We start from the raw sequence: 18645 nt of genomic DNA on the forward strand, positions 1-18645 counted from the left end.
TGTTTGGTGAAAAGCCCCTCGCCCGAGGCACCGCCCTGGATGGTTTTCAGGAAGGGAAAACTTTGGTTTGCACATGCAGCAGCATTTCGTCGGCAGGCTTGTGCTTGAACACCGACCAGCGCAGCTCCTGCTTGTCAATGCTGTCGTTGCTGCCTGGAATATTGAATGTGCCTGCAAAGCGGGGTGTATACGTTTCACCGGTGAACTCGGCATCTCTTTCACGCTTGGCTTCCAAATCGTCGAGCCGCTTCATGAAAATGAGGTAGGTGATTTGCTCAATGGCCGTTAAGGGATTGGCAATGCCTCCTTCCCAGAAGTTTTGCCAGAGTTTGTCGATGAGGGATTTGAGCTGCGAATTGTTTTGTAGCATTATTTCAGGTGCTTAATGGGCTTGGCGTTGACGAGTGAAGTCATCTGTGTGATGGCTATTTGGTTAAGTTGGGTAAGCCGCTCAGTGGGCGGCAACTGCTGGTGAATGAGCATGGCGTTGATACTTTCGAGGTTCGAAAGTACCACCAATTGTTCAATAGTGGCCTGGTCTCTGATATTACCTTCTGTCTCCGGATTTTCTTCTCTCCACTGCCTGGCCGTTTTGCCAAAGAGGGCCATATTGAGCAGGTCGGCCTCGCTGGCGTAAATAAAGTTGATTTGGGCTTTCGACAGGCTTTCTGGAATCAGCTTTTCCTTTACCGCATCGGTATGGATATGGTAGTTGACTTTGGCCAGGGTGCGCTGGAAGTTCCATTGGAGCTTGAGCCTGTCACTTTCTTCTTCTTTGAGGCGCTGGAATTCTTTAATCAAATATAGCTTGAATTCTGCACTAATAGCCGAGCCAAACTCAAAAGCGATGTCTTTGTGCGCATAGGTGCCTCCATAGCGACCAGCTTTTGAAAAAATGCCTGTAGCATTGGTCTTTTCTACCCATAGCGAAGGGCTCAACACAAAAGCAGGTAAGCCTGCCTGCGATTTAAAGTGGTCAAATTCGACCACTTTAAAATTGGGATTGTAAATCTTCTCCCAGGTGCCCAAAAACTCGAGCGTGGTGCGGGTGCGTATCCAGTTCTTGATCACGTCAGCCGCACGGGAAGCATCCAGTTTTGCCTGGGCCATATCGGTCAGGCAGATGTAATCCTCTTCGTTAAAGGAAGTAACTGCTACTTTAATGTTTTGTACTTCGATTGTTTTATTCTTCGGCATATCAATAGATGCTCATCTGAATTTTAATTACACCGAATTCGGTGTAATTAAAATTCAGGATTGTCGAGTTGCTTCATGGTGCATAAAGTCAAAAGTTGTTGTCTTTACCATTATGCTGCCAATATTTTTTCGGTTAACACCAGTATCTCGTTGATCTCCTGAGGGCTGAATACACCCCTGATCCCCTCGGGGTGAATCATGGTGAAGGGCGATTCGATCAGATTCCTTTTGTTCAACGCTCCCTTTTCCAGAATAAACCCTTTTAATAAATCCAAAAACTGCAGTTGTCTGCCGGTAAGGTAGCTGTGGTTTTGAACGAACGCATCGAAAGACTTGGCCACTGTTTCAGGGAAGCTTTCGAGCACCTCAATGCCGAGAATGTGGCGGATAAACTGAATGAATTGCGCCTTGCGGTGATTGTACACCCTCCTTAGCAGGTCGATGGTGATGTGGGGGTTTTCCTCGTGCAGTTCGGTGGCGAGCTCGGTGGCTTCTTCCTCCGTGATAGGTTCGCCATTTTGGATCTTCTGCAAGATGGGGTTAACGGAAATTAATTCTTTGATCTTTTCCTCCACCAGCTCACGGTATTTTGCAATGCTGATCGCTTCATTTTGAGGGCCAAACTCCACAAACTCTTTTTTGGCAGTGATATCAGCAAAGTCAAACTTAGCTGGCCCCAAAGGCGAAATCCTGGAGTCGATAAACTTCATGAGCGGGCTGAGCTTCTCAATCAGCTGGTCATACTTTTCTTCCGAAATAGCCGACCAGAATTTATTGCTTTGGGACTGGGTAATGATGTCTCTTTCCCTGGCCACAATGTTGACTGACAGCGGCAGCTCCGAAATTTTTTCTATCAGGCTGGCTTTCAGCGTGTCGAACTTTTGTTTGTCGTCGGTCAATCCTACAAATGAAACCTCGACCACATCTTTTTCGAACCGCATGGCTTTAAAATCCTCACCTGAAATGGTGCGCATCAGGGGTTTCACTACCGCTCTAAGGAAGTCGATCTTTTCCTCTGTCAGCTTTACCCAGAAATTCTCATCTTCCAATCGCTGAAGCTCGTGCCGGGCCTCCATAATGACAACTGAGTTGGCAGGCAGCGACTCAATCTGCCGCCTGAGTTTCACGATTTCAGCGTTCGCAATTTCTTCTCTTCCCACCTCTGCCGCCTTCTCAATTTTATCCAATCTCAGCCCAAACAGTTTTACCGGCACGGGAATCTGGGCTTGCAATTCTTTCCCCTTGGGGTTGAGCTTGAAGTACTCAAAGTTGTCCCAGCAGTCCAATATCAAAAAGACGTCTTTCTCCGGGCACCAGGGCTTTATTTTGGAGGGCTCCAGCAAGCGTGTGCCCCGGCCAATCATTTGCCAGAATTTGGTGTAGGAAAAGACAGGCTTCGCAAAAACCAGGTTCACCAGCTCACGCACATCAATGCCCGTGTCGAGCATGTCGACACTAATGGCCACCCTCGGCATGTCGTTGTGGGTGAACTGAGCCAGCAGCCCCCCTTTGCCATATACCCTGGGGTCTTCCGACACGAGCACTTTTGCCAGCTCTCCATTGTATTCAGGATAGAGCGAGTCGAAGATTTGTTCCAGTCGTCGTGCGTGGGCCTTGCTGGCGCAGAAGAAGATCGTTTTGCCAGGGAGCACACCGTTGGGGTCTTTGATGCACTCTTCCATAAACTCCTTCACAATCAGCGCATTGGTGCCTTTGTTGATGACGCTCTTTTCGAGGTCGGTTCCTTCATAGTTGATTTCCGCAATTTCTTTTCCTTCCAGTATCAGCCGTTTTTGGTCTTCCAGTGAAATCGTACGCTTGCTGATGCCTTCTTCCTGGAACCTTGTCTTAATTTTCATCACCTGAAAACTCGACAGGTAGGGAGGAATGTTGTTGACCGCTTCTTCGTAGGAATAGGCAAAGGTGGGCACGCCATCGTCGCAATTGAGCAAGTCGAAGGTGTTGTGGTCTATGACGTCTGTGGGCGTGGCTGTCAGGCCGAGGGTAATGGTATTGAAGTAGTCGAGCACCTCATGGTAGGTATTATAAATACTTCGGTGGCTTTCGTCGATCACAATCAGGTCAAAGAAGTGTGGGGACAGGCTTGTTTCTTCGTTACGAATGACGTTCAACATGGTCGGATAAGTAGCCACATAAATCCGCCGATCCTTCACCATGTCCTTTTCTCCTTGCTTTGGCCACCTGGGTTCGTTGGGCAAATGCTCTTTGAAGGCCTCCAGGGCCTGGTCTCTTAGGGCAATTCTGTCCACCAAAAACAGCACTCTTTCGGCCCATCCTGCCCGCATAAGTGCCTCAACAAGGGCAATGCAGGTTCGGGTTTTGCCGGTGCCTGTGGCCATCACCAGAAGGAACTTTCTGCGTTTCTTTTCGATGTCTTCCATCACCGCTCGGATGGCCCTGATTTGGTAGTCACGGCCAGCGATCCTTGTGTTGATCAGCTCGCCCGACAGCGGCTTTCTGGCTTTTCGCACATAGCTGTATCGTTCGAGGTCTTCCCTTGTGGGAAAGCCATGCACTTTTCTTGGCGGGTAGTTTTCCAGATCCCAGAAGTGAATTTCGTGCCCGTTGGTATAAAAGCAGAATGGCAAGTCGCCTCCTTGATTAGCCTGGATGTTGTAGCAGTACTGTTTGGCTTGCTCTCTGCCAATGGCTGCGTCGGCAGAGGTCTTTTTGGCTTCTACCACGGCGAGGGCTTTCCCGTCTTTTCCAAGCAAAACGTAGTCGCTGAATTGGCGGCCTCCGTAAGGCGTTGGGGCTTCTGCCACCAGGTTAGGGTCGACGATGATGTCAAACTCCTCAACTACCTGGGTTCGATCAGCAACATTCCAGCCAGCCGATTTAAGCCGGTTGTCGATTATTTCTATTCGTGTTGCCTTTTCGTTTTTCAAGGTGAAAAAGTATTCTAAGGGGAATCTCTACGATTTGAGCGGTTTTATGCCCTTTCTGTAATTTATACGTTCATAATATTAATGAATTTCTGTTATGATATTACTGCTTTGTTTGCGTTTTACTGCATTCTCAATACTTATTAAATGCCTTAGTATGGAAAGTGACGGGTGAGTGGGAATGGTTGCTTCGGAGGATTAGGCTTCGGAATCAGGAGACTTCTCCGCTACGCTGCGAAGTGACGACTCGGGTGGTGATAGGTGCTTCGATTGACGGTTGCCTCCTTGCGTGAGGGACAGAGCCATTGTTGGAGCCCGCTGTGGGGTTTTTGTGCGCTGGCCGGCGACTGGTGAAGGCCCGACCCCTGCCGCCGAAGTAGTTTATCAGGTGAGTAGCAACGCTCCGGCGGCAAGGGGGCACGCCCAAAGCAATTGAGGTATTTGTTGGATGAGTGGTGGTCAGAGCTTCGAAGGGATTAGGCTCCGAATGAGTGATAATGGACGGCTATTTTTAAGGGCAGCAGCAATCGACGGGTAATCGATCAACCAGCAAAGGGGTTATCTTATCGCTCCTTGCTTTTTCTTCTTCCTGTTTTTTTTCTTTGAAGTCTTAGGGTGGGCGATGGCGTAGCGTTCCTGTGTTTGAATGGCCCTTCGTTTTCCCTGGCGGCTTAGGGTGACGGTTTCTTCGGCAGTTGCCTTGTCCGGCGTGCTTGTGGGGCTGTAAGCGATAGTGTTTGTGCTCTGGTTATCTTCCCGGGCGGCAGTGTCGCTGGTATGGGGAGCCACGGGTAGAGCATCGGGTTGGACTGCTTCGGCAGCCATGTTCTGGCCGAATGACAACTGCGAAGAGATAAGTAGTACGGATAAGAGAATGGCCGATTTCATGTGCTTTACTTTGGTGTTAGACAAAGGTAACACGCCTCGTTCCGGCCTTTTTCGGAGAAGTGCTGTACTTTCTACAGATGTACCATTCTTTTACTTATTGCAAAAATCAGCGCTGCAGCCTTTATTTTAAGGGGCGGGCGGTGCGTCTTGCGGCGGTTGGAAAGGTTTGTTGAGCAGTGCTTTTATGCTTTTAATATCCTTTTCCTGCACCCCAAACCTTTTATTGACAAGAACGGGCAACATCACCGGCCCCAACGAGTAGGCGGTTGGGTTTGCCTTCTTACTTCGCATCACGCTTTCGAGAAAACCGGTGACGCCACCCAGGGATTGGTATGGCCCGTGTTGTTTGAATACCAGCACTACTTCTTCGGCTTGACCGAGTAAACGGTCGGCATATTTTAGTGTGGTAGCGTCAGCATGGTTGTCGAGGTCGTACACCTGCCATGCTGGCAACGGGCCAAAGGGGTGGCCGAAGCCGATTTGCTCCCTGGTGCCCAGCTGAATGTAAAACAGTGCTTTCGTCATGGCCCTACAATGATGCGTTTGGTAATGGCCTGGCTGCCGGATCGGACCCTTAGGAAGTAGAGGCCAGTAGGAAAGTTGCCCAGGTCGATTTCCGCCGTGGCAGTGCGGCTGAATGACAGCTCCCCACTTAATCGCTGGCCCGACACATTGTAAAGTATACCTACAGCATCAAGGTTGGTGGTTACCCGGAGCGTTCGGAGTGTTTCAAGCGGGTTTGGGTATAGGTTGACCTGAAGCTTTACTTCCTCACCGGGATTGCCCTGCTCGTTGGTGGCGATGAAGGCCAAGAGACCGCCCTGGGCAGTGCCGATGATCAATTCGTTGGCATTGTCGCCGGTGAGGTCGGCGAGGGCTGGCCACAGTCTGCGTCCGGCTTTCAGTGGCTGGGTAGCGTCGAGGGTGGCATTGTAGAGCTGGATAACGTCTGGTGCAGAAGTGTTTGGCGAGGTAAAGTCGTGAATTAGCCGCAGTCCGCCTGAGTTGTCGGCCAGGAGGAGGTCGGGCGAGCCGTTGCCGTCTTCATTGACCACCATGGGCACGAGAAAGGTGCGGTCGGGGGTGCGGTCGATGCCCAGGTAGGCGTCGGTTTTGGTGTTGAAGCCAGGGGCGGTATTGGTGCCGCTGTTGAGCCACAGCGAGAGACGGCCGTTGCTTTGGCCCAGGAGCAGGTCCAGTCTGCCATTGCCGTTGATGTCGTAGAAATAGGGGTAGTCGGTGGCGTTGATTTCAATGGGGAGCGGCAGGGCTGCTGAAGCGCTGAAGGTGTTGTCCTGATTGGGAATCCAGAAGATTTTGAGGCCGAAAGTATTGAGGCCATATCCTTTGAGCACCATGTCGGCGTTACCATCACCGTTCATGTCCACCATCTGAAAGCTGAGGTTGGTGACGCCCAGCTGGCTGAGGGCCATCCAATCGGAGGTGCTTTGCTCAAAGCTGCCATTGCCTTTGTTTTGGAGCAGTGTGATGGTTGACCGGAAACTGCCGTCCAGGGCTGGCAGCCCCTTGTTCGCAATGAGCAGATCGGGTCGCCCATCTCCGGTGGCGTCATAGGCAACGGGCACTGCATTTTCGCCCGCATCAAACATTTCATTTTGCAAAAAAGGCTCCGGAGCGGCAAAGTCAGGCGCTGCGCTGGTGCCGTTGTTGGCAAGCAGAAAGCTCGACTGCCTATAATCGAGGCCGGTCAGGTCTTCCCGGTGATTCGAGGAGAGGATCAGGTCGGCCTGGCCGTCTTTGTTGAAGTCGGCGAGAAAAATAGAGGGGAAAAAGGCACCCTGGCTTGGCGAGAAATCGGGGAGGTACAGGTTCCGCTCCACGAAGCTGGGGTCGGCATCGGTACCCTGGTTGATCAGGTAGGTCAATCCGTCGCAGGTCTCCTGGCCAATGAGCGCATCCAGTTTCCCGTCGCCGTTGATATCGGCAACAAGGAAGGCCTTTCCTTCGATGTGCATCGTCCTGCTGGACGGGTCGGCGCAGGTAAAAGGATCGAACTGATAGTTGCCGCAGTTGCACTCAGAAAAGCCGCCCCAGCGCTGGTTAGTACGTACGTAGTCGAGACCGCAGTTGCCTGTGTTGTCTACGCTACGGTTTTCATACAGCTCGGCCGTTTGCCCGGAGCTGAAGTTGAAGGCAAGGATGTCGACATCACCGTCGCCATCGATGTCCTGAATGGAAGGGATATCGGACGGATTGACCAGGAGGTTCACGGTGTTGTTACCCGACTTTGTGAAGAGCGGATCTTCGGTGAGCTCCCAGGCAGGGTACTCGCCGGCGTTGGAGGTGTTAACGAAAATCCGCACACCGAACGAGGAATAGGTAAACAGGTCTTTTTGACCGTCGCAATTGTAGTCGACCAGAATGATCCAGTTCTCAAGGTCGGATGGGAAAAACTGAGCAAGGTCGGGCTGGTACACATGCTGCCCGGCTTCGGTAGTGAACACTTTAATAACGTCGCCGGCCCGGTCGAAAACGACGAGGTCTTCGTCGCCATCGGCATTGGCATCAAACATAAAAAACTGCCCGGAGTGCATGCCACCAGCGAAGGGCTGGCGCAGCTGAATGCCAATGGTGGACAGCGTGAGATCCTCCGTCGACCGGAATACAGGGATGTCCTGGGCGGTGACAGTTTCTGCCAGGGTTAAAATGGCAATGAGTATGATATGGAGAAGGCTGAGGCGCAAAAGGGTTTTGAGTGAGTTTGCTTTTGGTTAAGACAAAAATGGGGAGGAATTAGTTTTAAAAGAAAGGGAGGGGTGGGAAAGTGGGAGGCAGGTATGTGGACGATCAGACGTTCGGATATTCAGACACTCAGATGTTCGGACGTTCGGATAGGAGGCGGAAGACCGAAGACAGGAGCTGGAAGGAGGCGTCGGTACGGCAAGGGGCCAGTAGCGTTGGAGCCGTCAGCCGCCCACCTACGCTGAGGGTTACGGTGGGCGAGCGATGGTGGTAAAATGATGCCCCGTACAAGGGTAAAACGCTCTTTCAGGATCCTCTGCGAGAGACCCCATCCGAACAAGGGTAAAACGCCCTTTTCAGGGTCCTCTGCGAGAGACCTCAAAAGGAGTTTTGTTGGCTAGAGGCTGTACCGACACCTGCAAGCCATGATAACAAAAGGATGGCGGTGAGGCCCCATCCAGAAAAAGGTGCGTGAAGACATGGCACCTGAACCATCAGTTTGGTGGCCACGAAGTCCCAAAGGTGACCCGGTGTCTGACGGCACTTGCAGCGTGGCTAGTGGCCGTACCGACACCTGCAAGCAAGCCCTGAAGGGGCGTAATCAAAACAGGATGGCGGTGGAGCCCCATCCTGACAAGGGTAAAACGCTCTTTCAGGGTCCTCTGCGAGAGACCCCAAAAGGAGGTGAGTGGTTTGTGCATTCTTTGTGTCTTAGTGGCGATGAAGTCCCGTCGTCGAGTCTGATGAGCGTTGTGGTGGTCGATCCCCGTTTTGGAGACTGAAGCCCCTAAAGCCGGGCGCCGTTAAACGGGCACCCCTACCTGCCAGCCCTGAAGGGGCGTGATAACAAAAGGATGGCGGTGAGGCCCCATCCAGAAAAAGGTGCGTGAAGACACGGCACCTGAACCATCAGTTTGGTGGCCACGAAGAATTAAAGGTGCAAAGGTTGGTAACCCGGTGTTTGATGGCTCTTTCAGGAGTGGCTAGTGGCCGTACCGACACTTGCAAGCCCTGAGCCGGGCACCCCTGTAGGGGCGTGATATCAAAAGGATGGCGGTGGAGCCCCATCCGCACAAGGGTGAAACGCTCTTTCAGGGTCCTCTGCGAGAGACCCCAAAAGGCGTTTTGTTCCATCCGTACAAGGTGCGTGAAGACATGGCACCTTAACGACCACGACCATTTCTGGAGCCACGAAGACACGAAGGTTGGTAACCCGGCGTTTGACGGCACTTGCAGCGTGCCTAAGGCAGCAAGCCCTGAAAGGGCGTAATCAAAACAGGATGGTGGTGAAGCCCCATCCAAACCATGGTAAAACGCCCTTTCAGAGTCCTCTGCGAGAGACCCCAAAAGGCGTTTTGTTATATCCGTACAAGGTGCGTTGAGACCCGGGAGTCCAACGTCAATTCGAATCCTCAATTCCTCAGCTTTCAACTCCTCTTTTCTACATATCCCCCTAAAATTCACCCCAGTCCGATGGGTTGTATTGTGCTGGCTTTACGTCCTTTAAGTGTTGTAGAACACACAGGCAGAAGAAGGAGGAAAGAATGAAGAGGACGGTATTGGTCTTTCTGTGTTTGCTGTCCGTTGAGGTTTGGGGGCAGCAGGACAGAGTATTTGAGCAAATTGATGAACAGTTGTGGATACCCTATATCAAGGCCTACAATGAGTTTAACACCCGGGCCTTCATGGCTTTGCACACACCGGACGTAATCAGGGTGAAAAGGGAAAGTAGTCAGATCATGGTAGGTACTGCCTACCGGAAAAATGAGTACCGACGTAACTCTATTTCTCAATCGAAAGACTGGGAGAGAAACCTGGAGATTCGGTTTATTGACCGGCTGGTGGAAGGTGCCATAGCCTATGAGGTCGGTTATTATCGTGTCAGCCTGCACAAGCCCCAAAGCCCCCCTCAGGTGCTTTACGGTATGTTTCATGCTACCCTCAAACGGGTTGACGGGGAATGGAAAATATATATAGATGAGGATGAGGTACTTGACAACTTTTCTGATAGTCAATTCTATAAATGCCATCCTCTTCAAAGTGCGCAAAAATAAATTCCTTCCGGGGGAGTAGCGACTAGCACGGATTCCAAAACGTTGGTGTAAATTAACAGCATAATTGCACCAACCTTGATCACACTTATACAATACAACGACCCGGGCTACACCACGAGAGACGGGCTTAGTCCCGCCGAAGCTTCAAAGCTTTTGAAGCCCAACCACATCAACTGGTTTGATGTGGAAATCACTAATAAAATCCTGGTAGAGGACACCGCCCAGTTTTTCGGCATTCACCACCTGATGGCCGAAGATATTCAAAACCTGGAACAGCTGCCTAAGTTCGAGGTGTTTGATAAGTACCTTTTCTTTACTCTGAAAATGCTGGTGTTTAACCCTGAGACCAATAAAATAACCCAGGAGCACCTCAGCATTGTGATGGGCGAAGACCTCATCATCACGTTTCAGGAGGGGCTGCCCGGCGACGTGTTTGATGAGCTAAGAAACCGCATAGCACTGGCTAAGGGGCGAATCAGAAAGTACGGTGCCGACTACCTGTTTTACAACATCATCGACTCTGTGGTGGACAACTATATGACCATTATGGAGCGGTTGCGTGACAAAATAGAGAAGCTGGAAGCTGAAATTATCAAAGACCCTTCTTTCCATGTGGTGGAGGAGATCATGGAAATCAAAAAGGAGATTAACACGCTGAGGAAATATACCTTGCCGCTGCGGGACGCACTCAATAAGATGAGGGTGGAGGGCTCTCACTTCATCCAGAAAACTTCTGTGAATTATTTTCAGGACGTTGCCGACCACATCCACTACCTGATCAGCTCGTTTGAAACTTCCCGTGAAATGCTGAAGGACATCATGGACCTGCACCTGTCCAACCTCAGCAACGACATGAACAAGGTGATGAAAACCCTGACGGTGGTGGCCGCCATTTTCATTCCGCTCACCTTTATCGCTGGGGTGTACGGCATGAATTTTAAGTACATGCCTGAGCTTGATTCGCCCTATGGCTACCCAATGCTGTGGACTTTTATGATTGTGAGCAGCGTGGTGATGGTGGTGTACATGAAACACAAAAAGTGGTTGTAAAGCGATCTATTTTAGTATCTTGAGGCCATGCAATTCTTCAAAATTCTCTCCCTGGCGCTAGCGCTGTCTGTTTTTGGTTGCAAACGCCCAGCGGCAAAGCAATCAAATGCCGTTGTGGTTACCGGCACAGTATTCGAAACGCAGTCGTACTGCGGAGGAGCTGCGCCCAGCGAGGACAGGTTGGCCCAAATGAAAATACCAAAACCACTTGCCGGGAAAGTAATCTACCTGAAGTCCGGAAAGGTCAACAACCCGGAGGCACCAGTGGTGGCTGAGGTGACAGCGGACGAAAGAGGGGAGTTTTCGGTTAGCCTGGAACCAGGGTTTTATGTAATGGTAGATGAGAAGAGAGTGGACAAAGCCTCGTACAACTACATGATGTCCAATTTTGCTGAGAAGACAGAGAATTATACCGCTGTCGACAAGGCCTGCCTGGATAAATGGGTGGCAGAAGCCAACCTGGTGTTTGAGGTGCTGGCGGAGGCCAATGAGCCACTGAATGTTACTTTTCACAAACCGTGTTCGTGGAACTCCTTCCCCTGCGTTACCTTTATTGGTGAGCGGCCACGCTAGTTTTTTTTGATGTTTTTTCTCTGAAAAGCTTTTCGTATTTGCCGCTTTCGGTGTTCATCCATTTGTCCCAAAAGGTGAAGTACAATCCATAATTGGTGGTGAACTCCGAATGGTGCAGGCTGTGATGGGTAGCGCCAATCAGCCATTTGCCCAGCCAATGCTCATCAAAATTCTCAGGAAAAACCTCAATATCAAGATGGTTCACAACTGCACTCACCGTCATGATGACCAACATGGCAAGAATGACATAGATGTGCATGGGCAGAAACCACACAATCAGCGGCACAATGATGGCCTGCAGCAGACTTTCCCACGGATGAAAAGAGAACGCAGTCCACGGAGAGGAAATCAGGCTTTCGTGATGCGTTTTGTGAACGGCTTTGAACAGCCCGGGCAGGTGCATAAGCCGGTGCGCCCAGTAGTAGTAGGTTTCATGTACAAACAGGGCGATGACCAAACTAACTGGCAAATACCAATAACCGTAGGTCGACAGCTCAGTGTAAATGGTAGTTTTCCCTGCTTGCCATGCCCACAGCATGCCCACGCCAGAGAGGGCAAACACAAACGAGGTGAGGGCCGAATAAAATATTTCTTTTTTGAACTGACCTTTCTTCCAGGTGCCAGTGGAAATTTTTCTGGTGGCAAACTTCTGCCCACCCAATCGGTAGAAGACTCCAAAAAAGATAGCAGAGACGATCACATAGCGGATAAAAACGATCAGGAATAATAATAGCGTGAAACTTATTACCTCGTTGGCTTGGCTAAAGTCGATGATTTCAAGTCGTTCGTCCATTGGAAGAAATACTGTTTGTCTGCTGCAAGACTATAACTACTTAACTAAATTTGACCCAGAACGTTTCCGTTAAGAAAGAAAAAAGAATGTCAAGAAACATACTAACCGTCAGCCTGATCATCACATTATATGTCACCTCATGTTCCACCAAAGTTGAACAAGCGCAGTCCAACGCCGATCCAAAGGCCCAGGAGGTCGTGGACAATGCTATCGCAAAGCATGGAGGTACTGCCTATGAATCTGTTGCGGTGGGTTTCGACTTTCGGGAAAAGCACTATACAGTAGAACGATTTCCTGACCGGTATGTCTACACCCGGTCGTGGCAGGACTCCATTGGCTATGTGGAAGATATTCTCGTCAACAGCACCCAGCTTACCCGCACGGTAGATGGCGATACCGTGGAGCTTACCGACGAGTGGGCGTTCAAATATGCCAACTCGGTAAACTCAGTACTCTATTTCGCTCTCCTGCCCTACGGCCTCAACGACGCCGCAGTGATAAAAAAATATCTTGGACAGGTGGCTATCAAAGGCAAGCCTTACCACAAAGTGCAAATCACATTTCAGCAGGAGGGTGGTGGGAAAGACTTCGAAGATGTCTTCATTTACTGGTTCGACAAGGACACCTATCAGCTGGATTACCTGGCTTACTACTACAATACCGACGAAACCGGCATCCGCTTCCGGGAGGCGTACAACCGCCAGACGGTCGACGGCATTCTTTTCCAGGATTACATCAATTACGCACCGATCGATTCAACAATTACTGTTCACCAAACGGACGACCAGCTTGAAAAGGGCTTGCTTAAAGAGCTGTCCAGGATAGAGAATGAGAAACTGGAGAGTTTGAAATGATGATGGATAGCTTTTTCTAATAGCCCAGGGTTTAAACCCCGGGCTATTAGAAAAAGCGCCCGTTTGATCTCAATGCTGCGTTGATTCCAGCAAGTTCCTCCCCCTCAGCATATCCACTGAATTCGACATTCCCCTGAAGTTGTGGTAGGCAGATTTCCAGATATTTCCCTTGCCCCGTGGTTTCATGTCGGGCTGCTTGTCGAGGCCACCAGAATACCAGCCACCATTTTCATGATCGATCAGGTAGGTATCAACGTATGACCACAACAGCTTGAATTTTTCATAGTACTGGTGCTCGTCCTCAGGAAATAGCTGTGACATCATGAGCAGCGCATTAAGCCCTTCAGCTTGCGCCCACCAGTTTTTGGTGTCTCTGATAATGCGGAAGCCATCTTTGAAGTAGTAACCTTCGTCGTAAAAGCCGCCGACCTCATTGTCCCAGCCAATGCTCAGTGCATGATCCACCATGGTTTTAGCCATGGCCATGGTTTTTGGATCGTCGTGCTCTCCCAGCACATGTTCTGCTTCCAGCATCAGGAAGGCTGTTTCCACATCGTGACCAAACGACACATGGTCGAGGTTGTGGTGGCGAAGGATTACCTCTTCCGTAGAATCCTTGAAAGAAACGGGCTGCCAGTCCGGCGTGAGGAAAAGCACCAGATAGCCTTTGGGGTTGGTGATGGTGTCCCGAATCAGGTAGAGCAGCTCCGCCAGTCGTTCTTTTACCAGCGGATCGGGCCACACCTGGTAGAGCTCTGTCATTGCTTCCAGCAAATGAATGCTGCTGTTCTGGTCTTTGTAGCCCAGGTCGGAAGTGGAAGCGATGGTGTCGGGTCGAACTACCGGCGTTCCATCACGCTCCAGATGCTGGAAGTAGCCGAGCTTATCGGGGTCGTGGCTGTGCTCTTCCAGCCAGTAGAAAGCTTTCTTCGCCAACTCCAGGCCTTCTTCGTCTTTGGTGGCCATGTAGTAGGCGGCCAGGCCGTAGATTCCAAACGCATTGCCATAGGCCGTTTTGTCCATGGTTTTGGGGTTGCCCTGCTTGTCTACCAGCTGGTAGAAGCCGCCCATTTCTTTGTCCCACATCTTGTCCCGGAGGAATTTGAAGCCGTGCTCAGCGCCCGTTTTATAATAGGCCTTCTCAGGATAGCGCTGAAAAGCCTTGGCGTTGGTCCATACATGCCTGGCCTGCGTTACAATCATTTTGTCCTGGTTTTCTCCCGGCTTGAAGTCATAGGTAAGGCTACTCAAGAACCCGCCGTCTTCGTTGTCGACATCCATGGGGTACCATTTGTCGAGCAGCTCGGTAGTGAGCGACTTCTCCATTGCATCAGCAATTTCAAGTTTTTCTTTTTGGATAGGGTCAGGGAAAGAGCAGGAATACACGCATAGGAGCGAAAAAAATGGGACAAACAGTGCCTTGGGAAGATGGGTTTTCATTTTCATAGTAGTCAGGGTATTGCTTAGGTAGGTGAATATACTAAGACTATTGCGCATATGTGCGCACCCGAAAAGCATTATACACCGCCGGACGATAGTCAGGCGGATCGGAAAATCAGACCTTGGTTCAGGATGAGGATACTAGGTCAGTTTCTTCTTCCTGGTCACGCTCCAAATAATTATAAGTCCTGCCATTATCATGGGGATAGAGAGAATCTGTCCCATGTTGATGGGGAGCGGATTGTTGAATTCTTCCTGCCACACTTTTACGAATTCGATGAGAAAGCGGGACGTGAAGAGTAGTGTCATGAATATGCCGAAAAGGAGTCCTTCAGGCATTTTAGCTCTCTTCTTACTCCAGAGATAGTAGAGGAATATGGTGAGAAACACGCAGAAAATGGACTCATAAAGCTGAGCCGGATGCCGCACAATGCCATAGGTGTAGAATTCAGCATAAGTGGTGCCATTGGCTTTGTAGAGTTCGTATTTCAGGCCGTCGCCGGGATTGTGCCAAATGTATTCGCCCAGATAAGCGGAGTTGCCGAGAATGGTCGGCATTTTAGTTTGGTAGAAGCTATGGGTTACCTCTTCGTCTACCGGCACTTCGTTGTATTTCACCAGCACGTCGATGGGCGCTCTGCCAGGCACGTCGCTGGTGATCTTTGTCGTGCGACTGATGTCTATTTCCTCAGACCGCACGATGTATTGTTTGAGGAAATCTGCTGCCGGCGTGGCAAACACAACCCCGTAATTGGACTCTGTTGGCTCGCCAAGAATTTCGGAATTGGTAAAGTTGCCGAACCGGATAAAGGCACCTGTTAATGCCGTTACAATGGCCACTCTATCGAGGATCCAATAGTACGACATGCCCTTCATTTTTCTGGCAAACAGCCACAAGGCGATGAAAATACCAATAGCCCCGCCGTGGCTGGCAAGTCCGCCTTCTCTGATATATAAAATTCTGATGGGGTCACTTAAATACTCAATCGGGTCATAAAAGAACACATGGCCCAGTCTGGCACCAACTATCGTCGCCACCACCATGTAAAGGGTAAGCGTATCAACTTCCTTCTCGTCCCGGCCGTCAGCCTTGAACACTTTGTACATCACCTGCTGGCTTACAATGAAGCCGAGTGCGAAAAGCAATCCGTACCAGCGCACATCAAAACTTCCAATATTAAAAATTGCGGGATCGGGATTCCAAATAAGGTATGATAGCATTCTTTTGACGTTGATTTAACTGTGTTTTCTCCAGAAGTAGGGCGTAAATAACATAAGAACAGTAAACAATTCCAACCTGCCTACAAGCATTAAAAAGGAAAGTATCCACTTAGCAACGACGGGCAGATGAGCGAAATTGTCGACCGGCCCCACGGTGCCCAGACCCGGGCCGATATTACCCAGGCATGTAGCCACCGAGCCAATGGCGGTCATGAAGTCAACCCCGGTGGCGGCAATCACCACCGACCCAACGCCAAACACGCTGATATAGATCATGATAAAGGCAAGGATGTTAAAGGTGATGTCCCTGGTTATAGCCTTTTTATTGAATCGCACCGGAATAACTGCCGACGGGTGGATCTGTCTTTTTAGCTCAAGAACACTGTTCTTGAAAAGAATCACATGGCGCACAATTTTCACTCCGCCAGCTGTGGAACCGGCCGAAGCACCAAAGAACATGAGCACAAAGAAGAGCACGGTGAGAAACGGTGTCCATGAGGTATAGTCCGCTGATACATAGCCAGTGGTTGTCACCACCGACACCACTTGAAAGAGCCCGTCACGAAAGGATTTTTCAAAGGATGTGTCACTTACAAAGTAAATAGTCGTAGCCACCAGGAGTGCATTGAAAGAGCAAAATAGCACGTAGTATTTAAACTCTTCGTTGGAAAAAACCTTTTTGAAGTATCCTTTAAAAATAAAGTATGTCATGGTGAAATTGGTACCTGCCAAAAACATGAACACAATGATCACATACTGTATAAAAGGTGAAGTGTAGTAGGCGATGCTGGCGTTTTTGGTAGAAAATCCACCAGTGGCCATGGTTGTCAGGGCGTGGTTGATAGCATCGTAGAAGGTCATGCCACCTATCCAAAGCAGCATTGTTTCAATGCCAGTGAGGCCGATGTAAATCAGCCAAAGACGTTTGGCAGTTTCCTTAATTCGGGGTTGCAGCTTGTCAGGAGAAATGCCCGGAGCTTCCGCTACGAACAGCTGCATGCCACCAATACCCAATATTGGCAAAACGGCTACGGCCAGCACAATAATTCCCATGCCACCAATCCACTGAGTGAGGCTTCGCCAGAAAAGAATGCCTTTGTGTACCGACTCAATGTCAGTGAGAATGGAGGCGCCTGTGGTAGAGTAGCCCGAAATCGTTTCAAAAAAGGCATTGGTGAAATTGGGAATGGCGCCACTAAGGGTGTAGGGAAGGGAACCAAAAAACGACATTAATAGCCAACCCAGCGTTACTATGAGATACCCATCTCGTTTTTTTAGTTCTTTGTCTTTGATCTTCCGGGTCGAAAACCACATTAAAAAGCCGCTGCCTAGTGTGATGGCGCTCGACAGGGAGATGCCTGCGAGATCCCCCTCATTGTAGTGAAGAGAAATTGGTATACAGAGCAGCATCAATATCCCATTCATAATGAGCAAAACGCTCAGGATATTCGCCATCACCGGTACATTGAATCTCATTTAAAGAAGCTTTCTACTTTATGAAGACATTCGGGACGAATCAACACAACAACCCGATCTTTGGGCTCGAAACGGAAAGAACCTCTCACGGTGTGTCCTCTTCCTCTCCTGATCACACCACCCACAACGGCAGATTTAGGAAAGTCAAGATTGCGCAATTCATCTGCCAATATCTTGCTTTCTGGCTTTACTTCAAACTCCAGGATTTCCGCATCCACACCATGAATACTCGTTAGGTTGAGTACTTCTCCTTTTCTGATGTACCGGAAAATGAAGTTGGCAGCGATTAATTTTTTGTTGATCATCGTATCCACACCGATATTCTGTGAAAGGTGGATATAGTCGATGTTTTCTACCAGGGCAATTGTTTTAGCCACACCATGGTTTTTGGCCACAAGGCAAGAAATAATATTGGTTTCGGAGTTCCCGGTCACGGCAATAAAGGCGTCCATATCGGTGATGCCTTCTTCCATCAGCAGATCGATATCACGCCCGTCGCCATTGATGATCAGCGTGTCTGGTAGCATGTCGGCGAGCTCAAAGCACTTCTCCTTGTCTTGCTCAATCAGCTTGATATTGTACTTTTTAGAAAGGCGCCTGGCCGTGTTGATGCCTACTTTGGAGCCGCCAAGTATCATGATATTCTTGATGTCTGTCCTCTTTTTGCCCGAAAGATCCATCACTCTGTCGACGCCGTCGGGTTGAGCAATGAAATAGGCGTGGTCATTGGCCTTGAACGAATTTTCGCCATGAGGAATGATGGTCTCGTTGTTCCTCAAAATGGCCACCGTGGTGAAGCTATTGTCGGGGTTGAGGTAGGCGGTTTCGCTGAGCGTTTTCTCAGCCAGTTCCCCATTGTCATCGATGGTAATACCAACCAGTGAAAGGAGGCCGTTGTCGAAGTCGAATGTGTCGGTGAGGGCTGACTCACGAAGGAGTCGTTTAATTTCTTTTGCAGCTAACGATTCAGGGGAAATGATTTCGTCAATGCCTATTGTTTTGAGGTCGAGGATATCTTTGCCAAGAAGAAACTCTATGTTGCTGATCCTGGCAACAGTGCGCTTGGCACCGAGGTTTTTGCCAATAATGCATGTGGCAATATTGGTTTCCTCATTGGAAGTAACCGAAATCAAAAGGTCTGCCTTGCTTATGTTGGCATCCAGTAAAACACTGTAGGATGTCGAACTTCCCCTGATTGTTGCCACGTCCAGATGGTTGGCAGCATACTTTAGTTTTTCCTGGTCAAGATCAATCAGAATGATGTCTTGTTCTTCGTAGGCGAGCAGCTTTGCTAAGTGAAATCCTACGTCTCCTGCCCCTGCTATTATTATTCTCATTTGATACTCTGATCAAAAAGTGACTGCAAATATAGAAAATAAACCATAGCCTGTGTAAAACCTTTTGATTGTTAACACGGCACATTTGAGCCAGAGCGAACTGATCCATACGGGACATTAATTGGCTAATAATAGTTCGGAAAATATTATCTT

Annotated in this window: 17 protein-coding genes; 5 read left to right on the forward strand and 12 right to left on the reverse strand. The window is 49.6% G+C overall.

From position 1 onward, the window contains the following. Positions 1 to 46 precede the first annotated feature (46 nt). From GC130_RS28800 to GC130_RS01245, 6 genes are all read right to left on the reverse strand, one after another. Complete coding sequence (locus tag GC130_RS28800; RefSeq protein ID WP_201568628.1) at positions 47 to 370, reverse strand: type I restriction-modification system subunit M N-terminal domain-containing protein; 324 nt, start codon at positions 368 to 370, stop codon at positions 47 to 49. Beyond that, complete coding sequence (locus GC130_RS01225; RefSeq protein WP_151996416.1) at positions 370 to 1197, reverse strand: KilA-N domain-containing protein; 828 nt, start codon at positions 1195 to 1197, stop codon at positions 370 to 372. Before GC130_RS01225 ends, GC130_RS28800 begins: the two co-directional genes overlap by 1 nt. 110 nt (positions 1198 to 1307) lie before the next feature. Next, positions 1308 to 4106: a DEAD/DEAH box helicase family protein gene (locus GC130_RS01230; RefSeq protein ID WP_151996417.1), complete on the reverse strand. Its 2799-nt coding sequence runs from the start codon at positions 4104 to 4106 to the stop codon at positions 1308 to 1310. Positions 4107 to 4661: 555 nt separating this feature from the next. Further along, positions 4662 to 4991 (reverse strand): hypothetical protein, encoded by a 330-nt coding sequence (locus GC130_RS01235; RefSeq protein ID WP_151996418.1) that lies wholly within the window; start codon positions 4989 to 4991, stop codon positions 4662 to 4664. A 126-nt stretch (positions 4992 to 5117) separates the two neighbouring features. Continuing rightward, complete coding sequence (locus tag GC130_RS01240) at positions 5118 to 5516, reverse strand: hypothetical protein (protein ID WP_151996419.1); 399 nt, start codon at positions 5514 to 5516, stop codon at positions 5118 to 5120. Then, positions 5513 to 7696, reverse strand: a complete 2184-nt coding sequence (locus tag GC130_RS01245) for a T9SS type A sorting domain-containing protein (protein WP_151996420.1) — start codon at positions 7694 to 7696, stop codon at positions 5513 to 5515. Before GC130_RS01245 ends, GC130_RS01240 begins: the two co-directional genes overlap by 4 nt. Positions 7697 to 8173: 477 nt before the next feature. Here GC130_RS01245 and GC130_RS01250 point away from each other — a divergent pair, with 477 nt between their 5' ends. After that, a complete protein-coding gene (locus GC130_RS01250; protein ID WP_151996421.1) occupies positions 8174 to 8476 on the forward strand; it encodes a hypothetical protein in 303 nt (100 codons plus the stop codon). A gap of 127 nt (positions 8477 to 8603) precedes the next feature. Here GC130_RS01250 and GC130_RS01255 read toward each other — a convergent pair whose 3' ends face one another. Continuing rightward, positions 8604 to 9041 carry a hypothetical protein gene (locus GC130_RS01255; protein ID WP_151996422.1) on the reverse strand — a complete coding sequence of 146 codons (438 nt, stop codon included), beginning with the start codon at positions 9039 to 9041 and terminating at the stop codon, positions 8604 to 8606. A gap of 197 nt (positions 9042 to 9238) precedes the next feature. On the opposite strand from GC130_RS01255, the gene GC130_RS01260 reads away from it, so the two are divergent. From GC130_RS01260 to GC130_RS01270, 3 genes are all read left to right on the forward strand, one after another. Beyond that, entirely contained in the window at positions 9239 to 9748 is a 510-nt protein-coding gene (locus tag GC130_RS01260) for a nuclear transport factor 2 family protein (protein ID WP_151996423.1), read from the forward strand. Positions 9749 to 9823: 75 nt separating this feature from the next. Beyond that, positions 9824 to 10798 (forward strand): magnesium/cobalt transporter CorA, encoded by a 975-nt coding sequence (gene corA / locus GC130_RS01265; protein WP_193217723.1) that lies wholly within the window; start codon positions 9824 to 9826, stop codon positions 10796 to 10798. A 27-nt stretch (positions 10799 to 10825) separates the two neighbouring features. Further along, positions 10826 to 11371 (forward strand): hypothetical protein, encoded by a 546-nt coding sequence (locus GC130_RS01270; protein ID WP_151996425.1) that lies wholly within the window; start codon positions 10826 to 10828, stop codon positions 11369 to 11371. On the opposite strand, the gene GC130_RS01275 is transcribed toward GC130_RS01270, so the two are convergent. Continuing rightward, positions 11349 to 12164, reverse strand: a complete 816-nt coding sequence (locus GC130_RS01275; RefSeq protein WP_151996426.1) for a sterol desaturase family protein — start codon at positions 12162 to 12164, stop codon at positions 11349 to 11351. The two genes, GC130_RS01270 and GC130_RS01275, sit on opposite strands and share 23 nt — an antisense overlap. Before the next feature lie 86 nt (positions 12165 to 12250). On the opposite strand from GC130_RS01275, the gene GC130_RS01280 reads away from it, so the two are divergent. After that, positions 12251 to 13018: a DUF6503 family protein gene (locus tag GC130_RS01280; protein WP_226940358.1), complete on the forward strand. Its 768-nt coding sequence runs from the start codon at positions 12251 to 12253 to the stop codon at positions 13016 to 13018. A 69-nt stretch (positions 13019 to 13087) separates the two neighbouring features. Here the strand turns inward: GC130_RS01280 and GC130_RS01285 are convergent, their stop codons facing one another. The 4 genes from GC130_RS01285 to trkA form a co-directional block, all read right to left on the reverse strand. Beyond that, complete coding sequence (locus GC130_RS01285; protein WP_151996427.1) at positions 13088 to 14458, reverse strand: AGE family epimerase/isomerase; 1371 nt, start codon at positions 14456 to 14458, stop codon at positions 13088 to 13090. 141 nt (positions 14459 to 14599) lie between these two features. Beyond that, the gene (locus tag GC130_RS01290; protein ID WP_151996428.1) at positions 14600 to 15679 is read right to left on the reverse strand and encodes a prolipoprotein diacylglyceryl transferase; all 1080 of its coding nucleotides are present in this window, start codon (positions 15677 to 15679) and stop codon (positions 14600 to 14602) included. 15 nt (positions 15680 to 15694) lie between these two features. After that, positions 15695 to 17155, reverse strand: coding sequence for a TrkH family potassium uptake protein (locus GC130_RS01295; RefSeq protein ID WP_151996429.1), 1461 nt, complete (start codon positions 17153 to 17155; stop codon positions 15695 to 15697). Beyond that, positions 17152 to 18492, reverse strand: coding sequence for a Trk system potassium transporter TrkA (trkA, locus tag GC130_RS01300; protein ID WP_151996430.1), 1341 nt, complete (start codon positions 18490 to 18492; stop codon positions 17152 to 17154). The genes GC130_RS01295 and trkA overlap by 4 nt, the downstream gene beginning before the upstream one ends. Positions 18493 to 18645: the final 153 nt, after the last annotated feature.

Origin of the sequence: Imperialibacter sp. EC-SDR9 (genome assembly GCF_902498805.1) — a bacterium.
Taxonomy (GTDB): domain Bacteria; phylum Bacteroidota; class Bacteroidia; order Cytophagales; family Cyclobacteriaceae; genus Imperialibacter.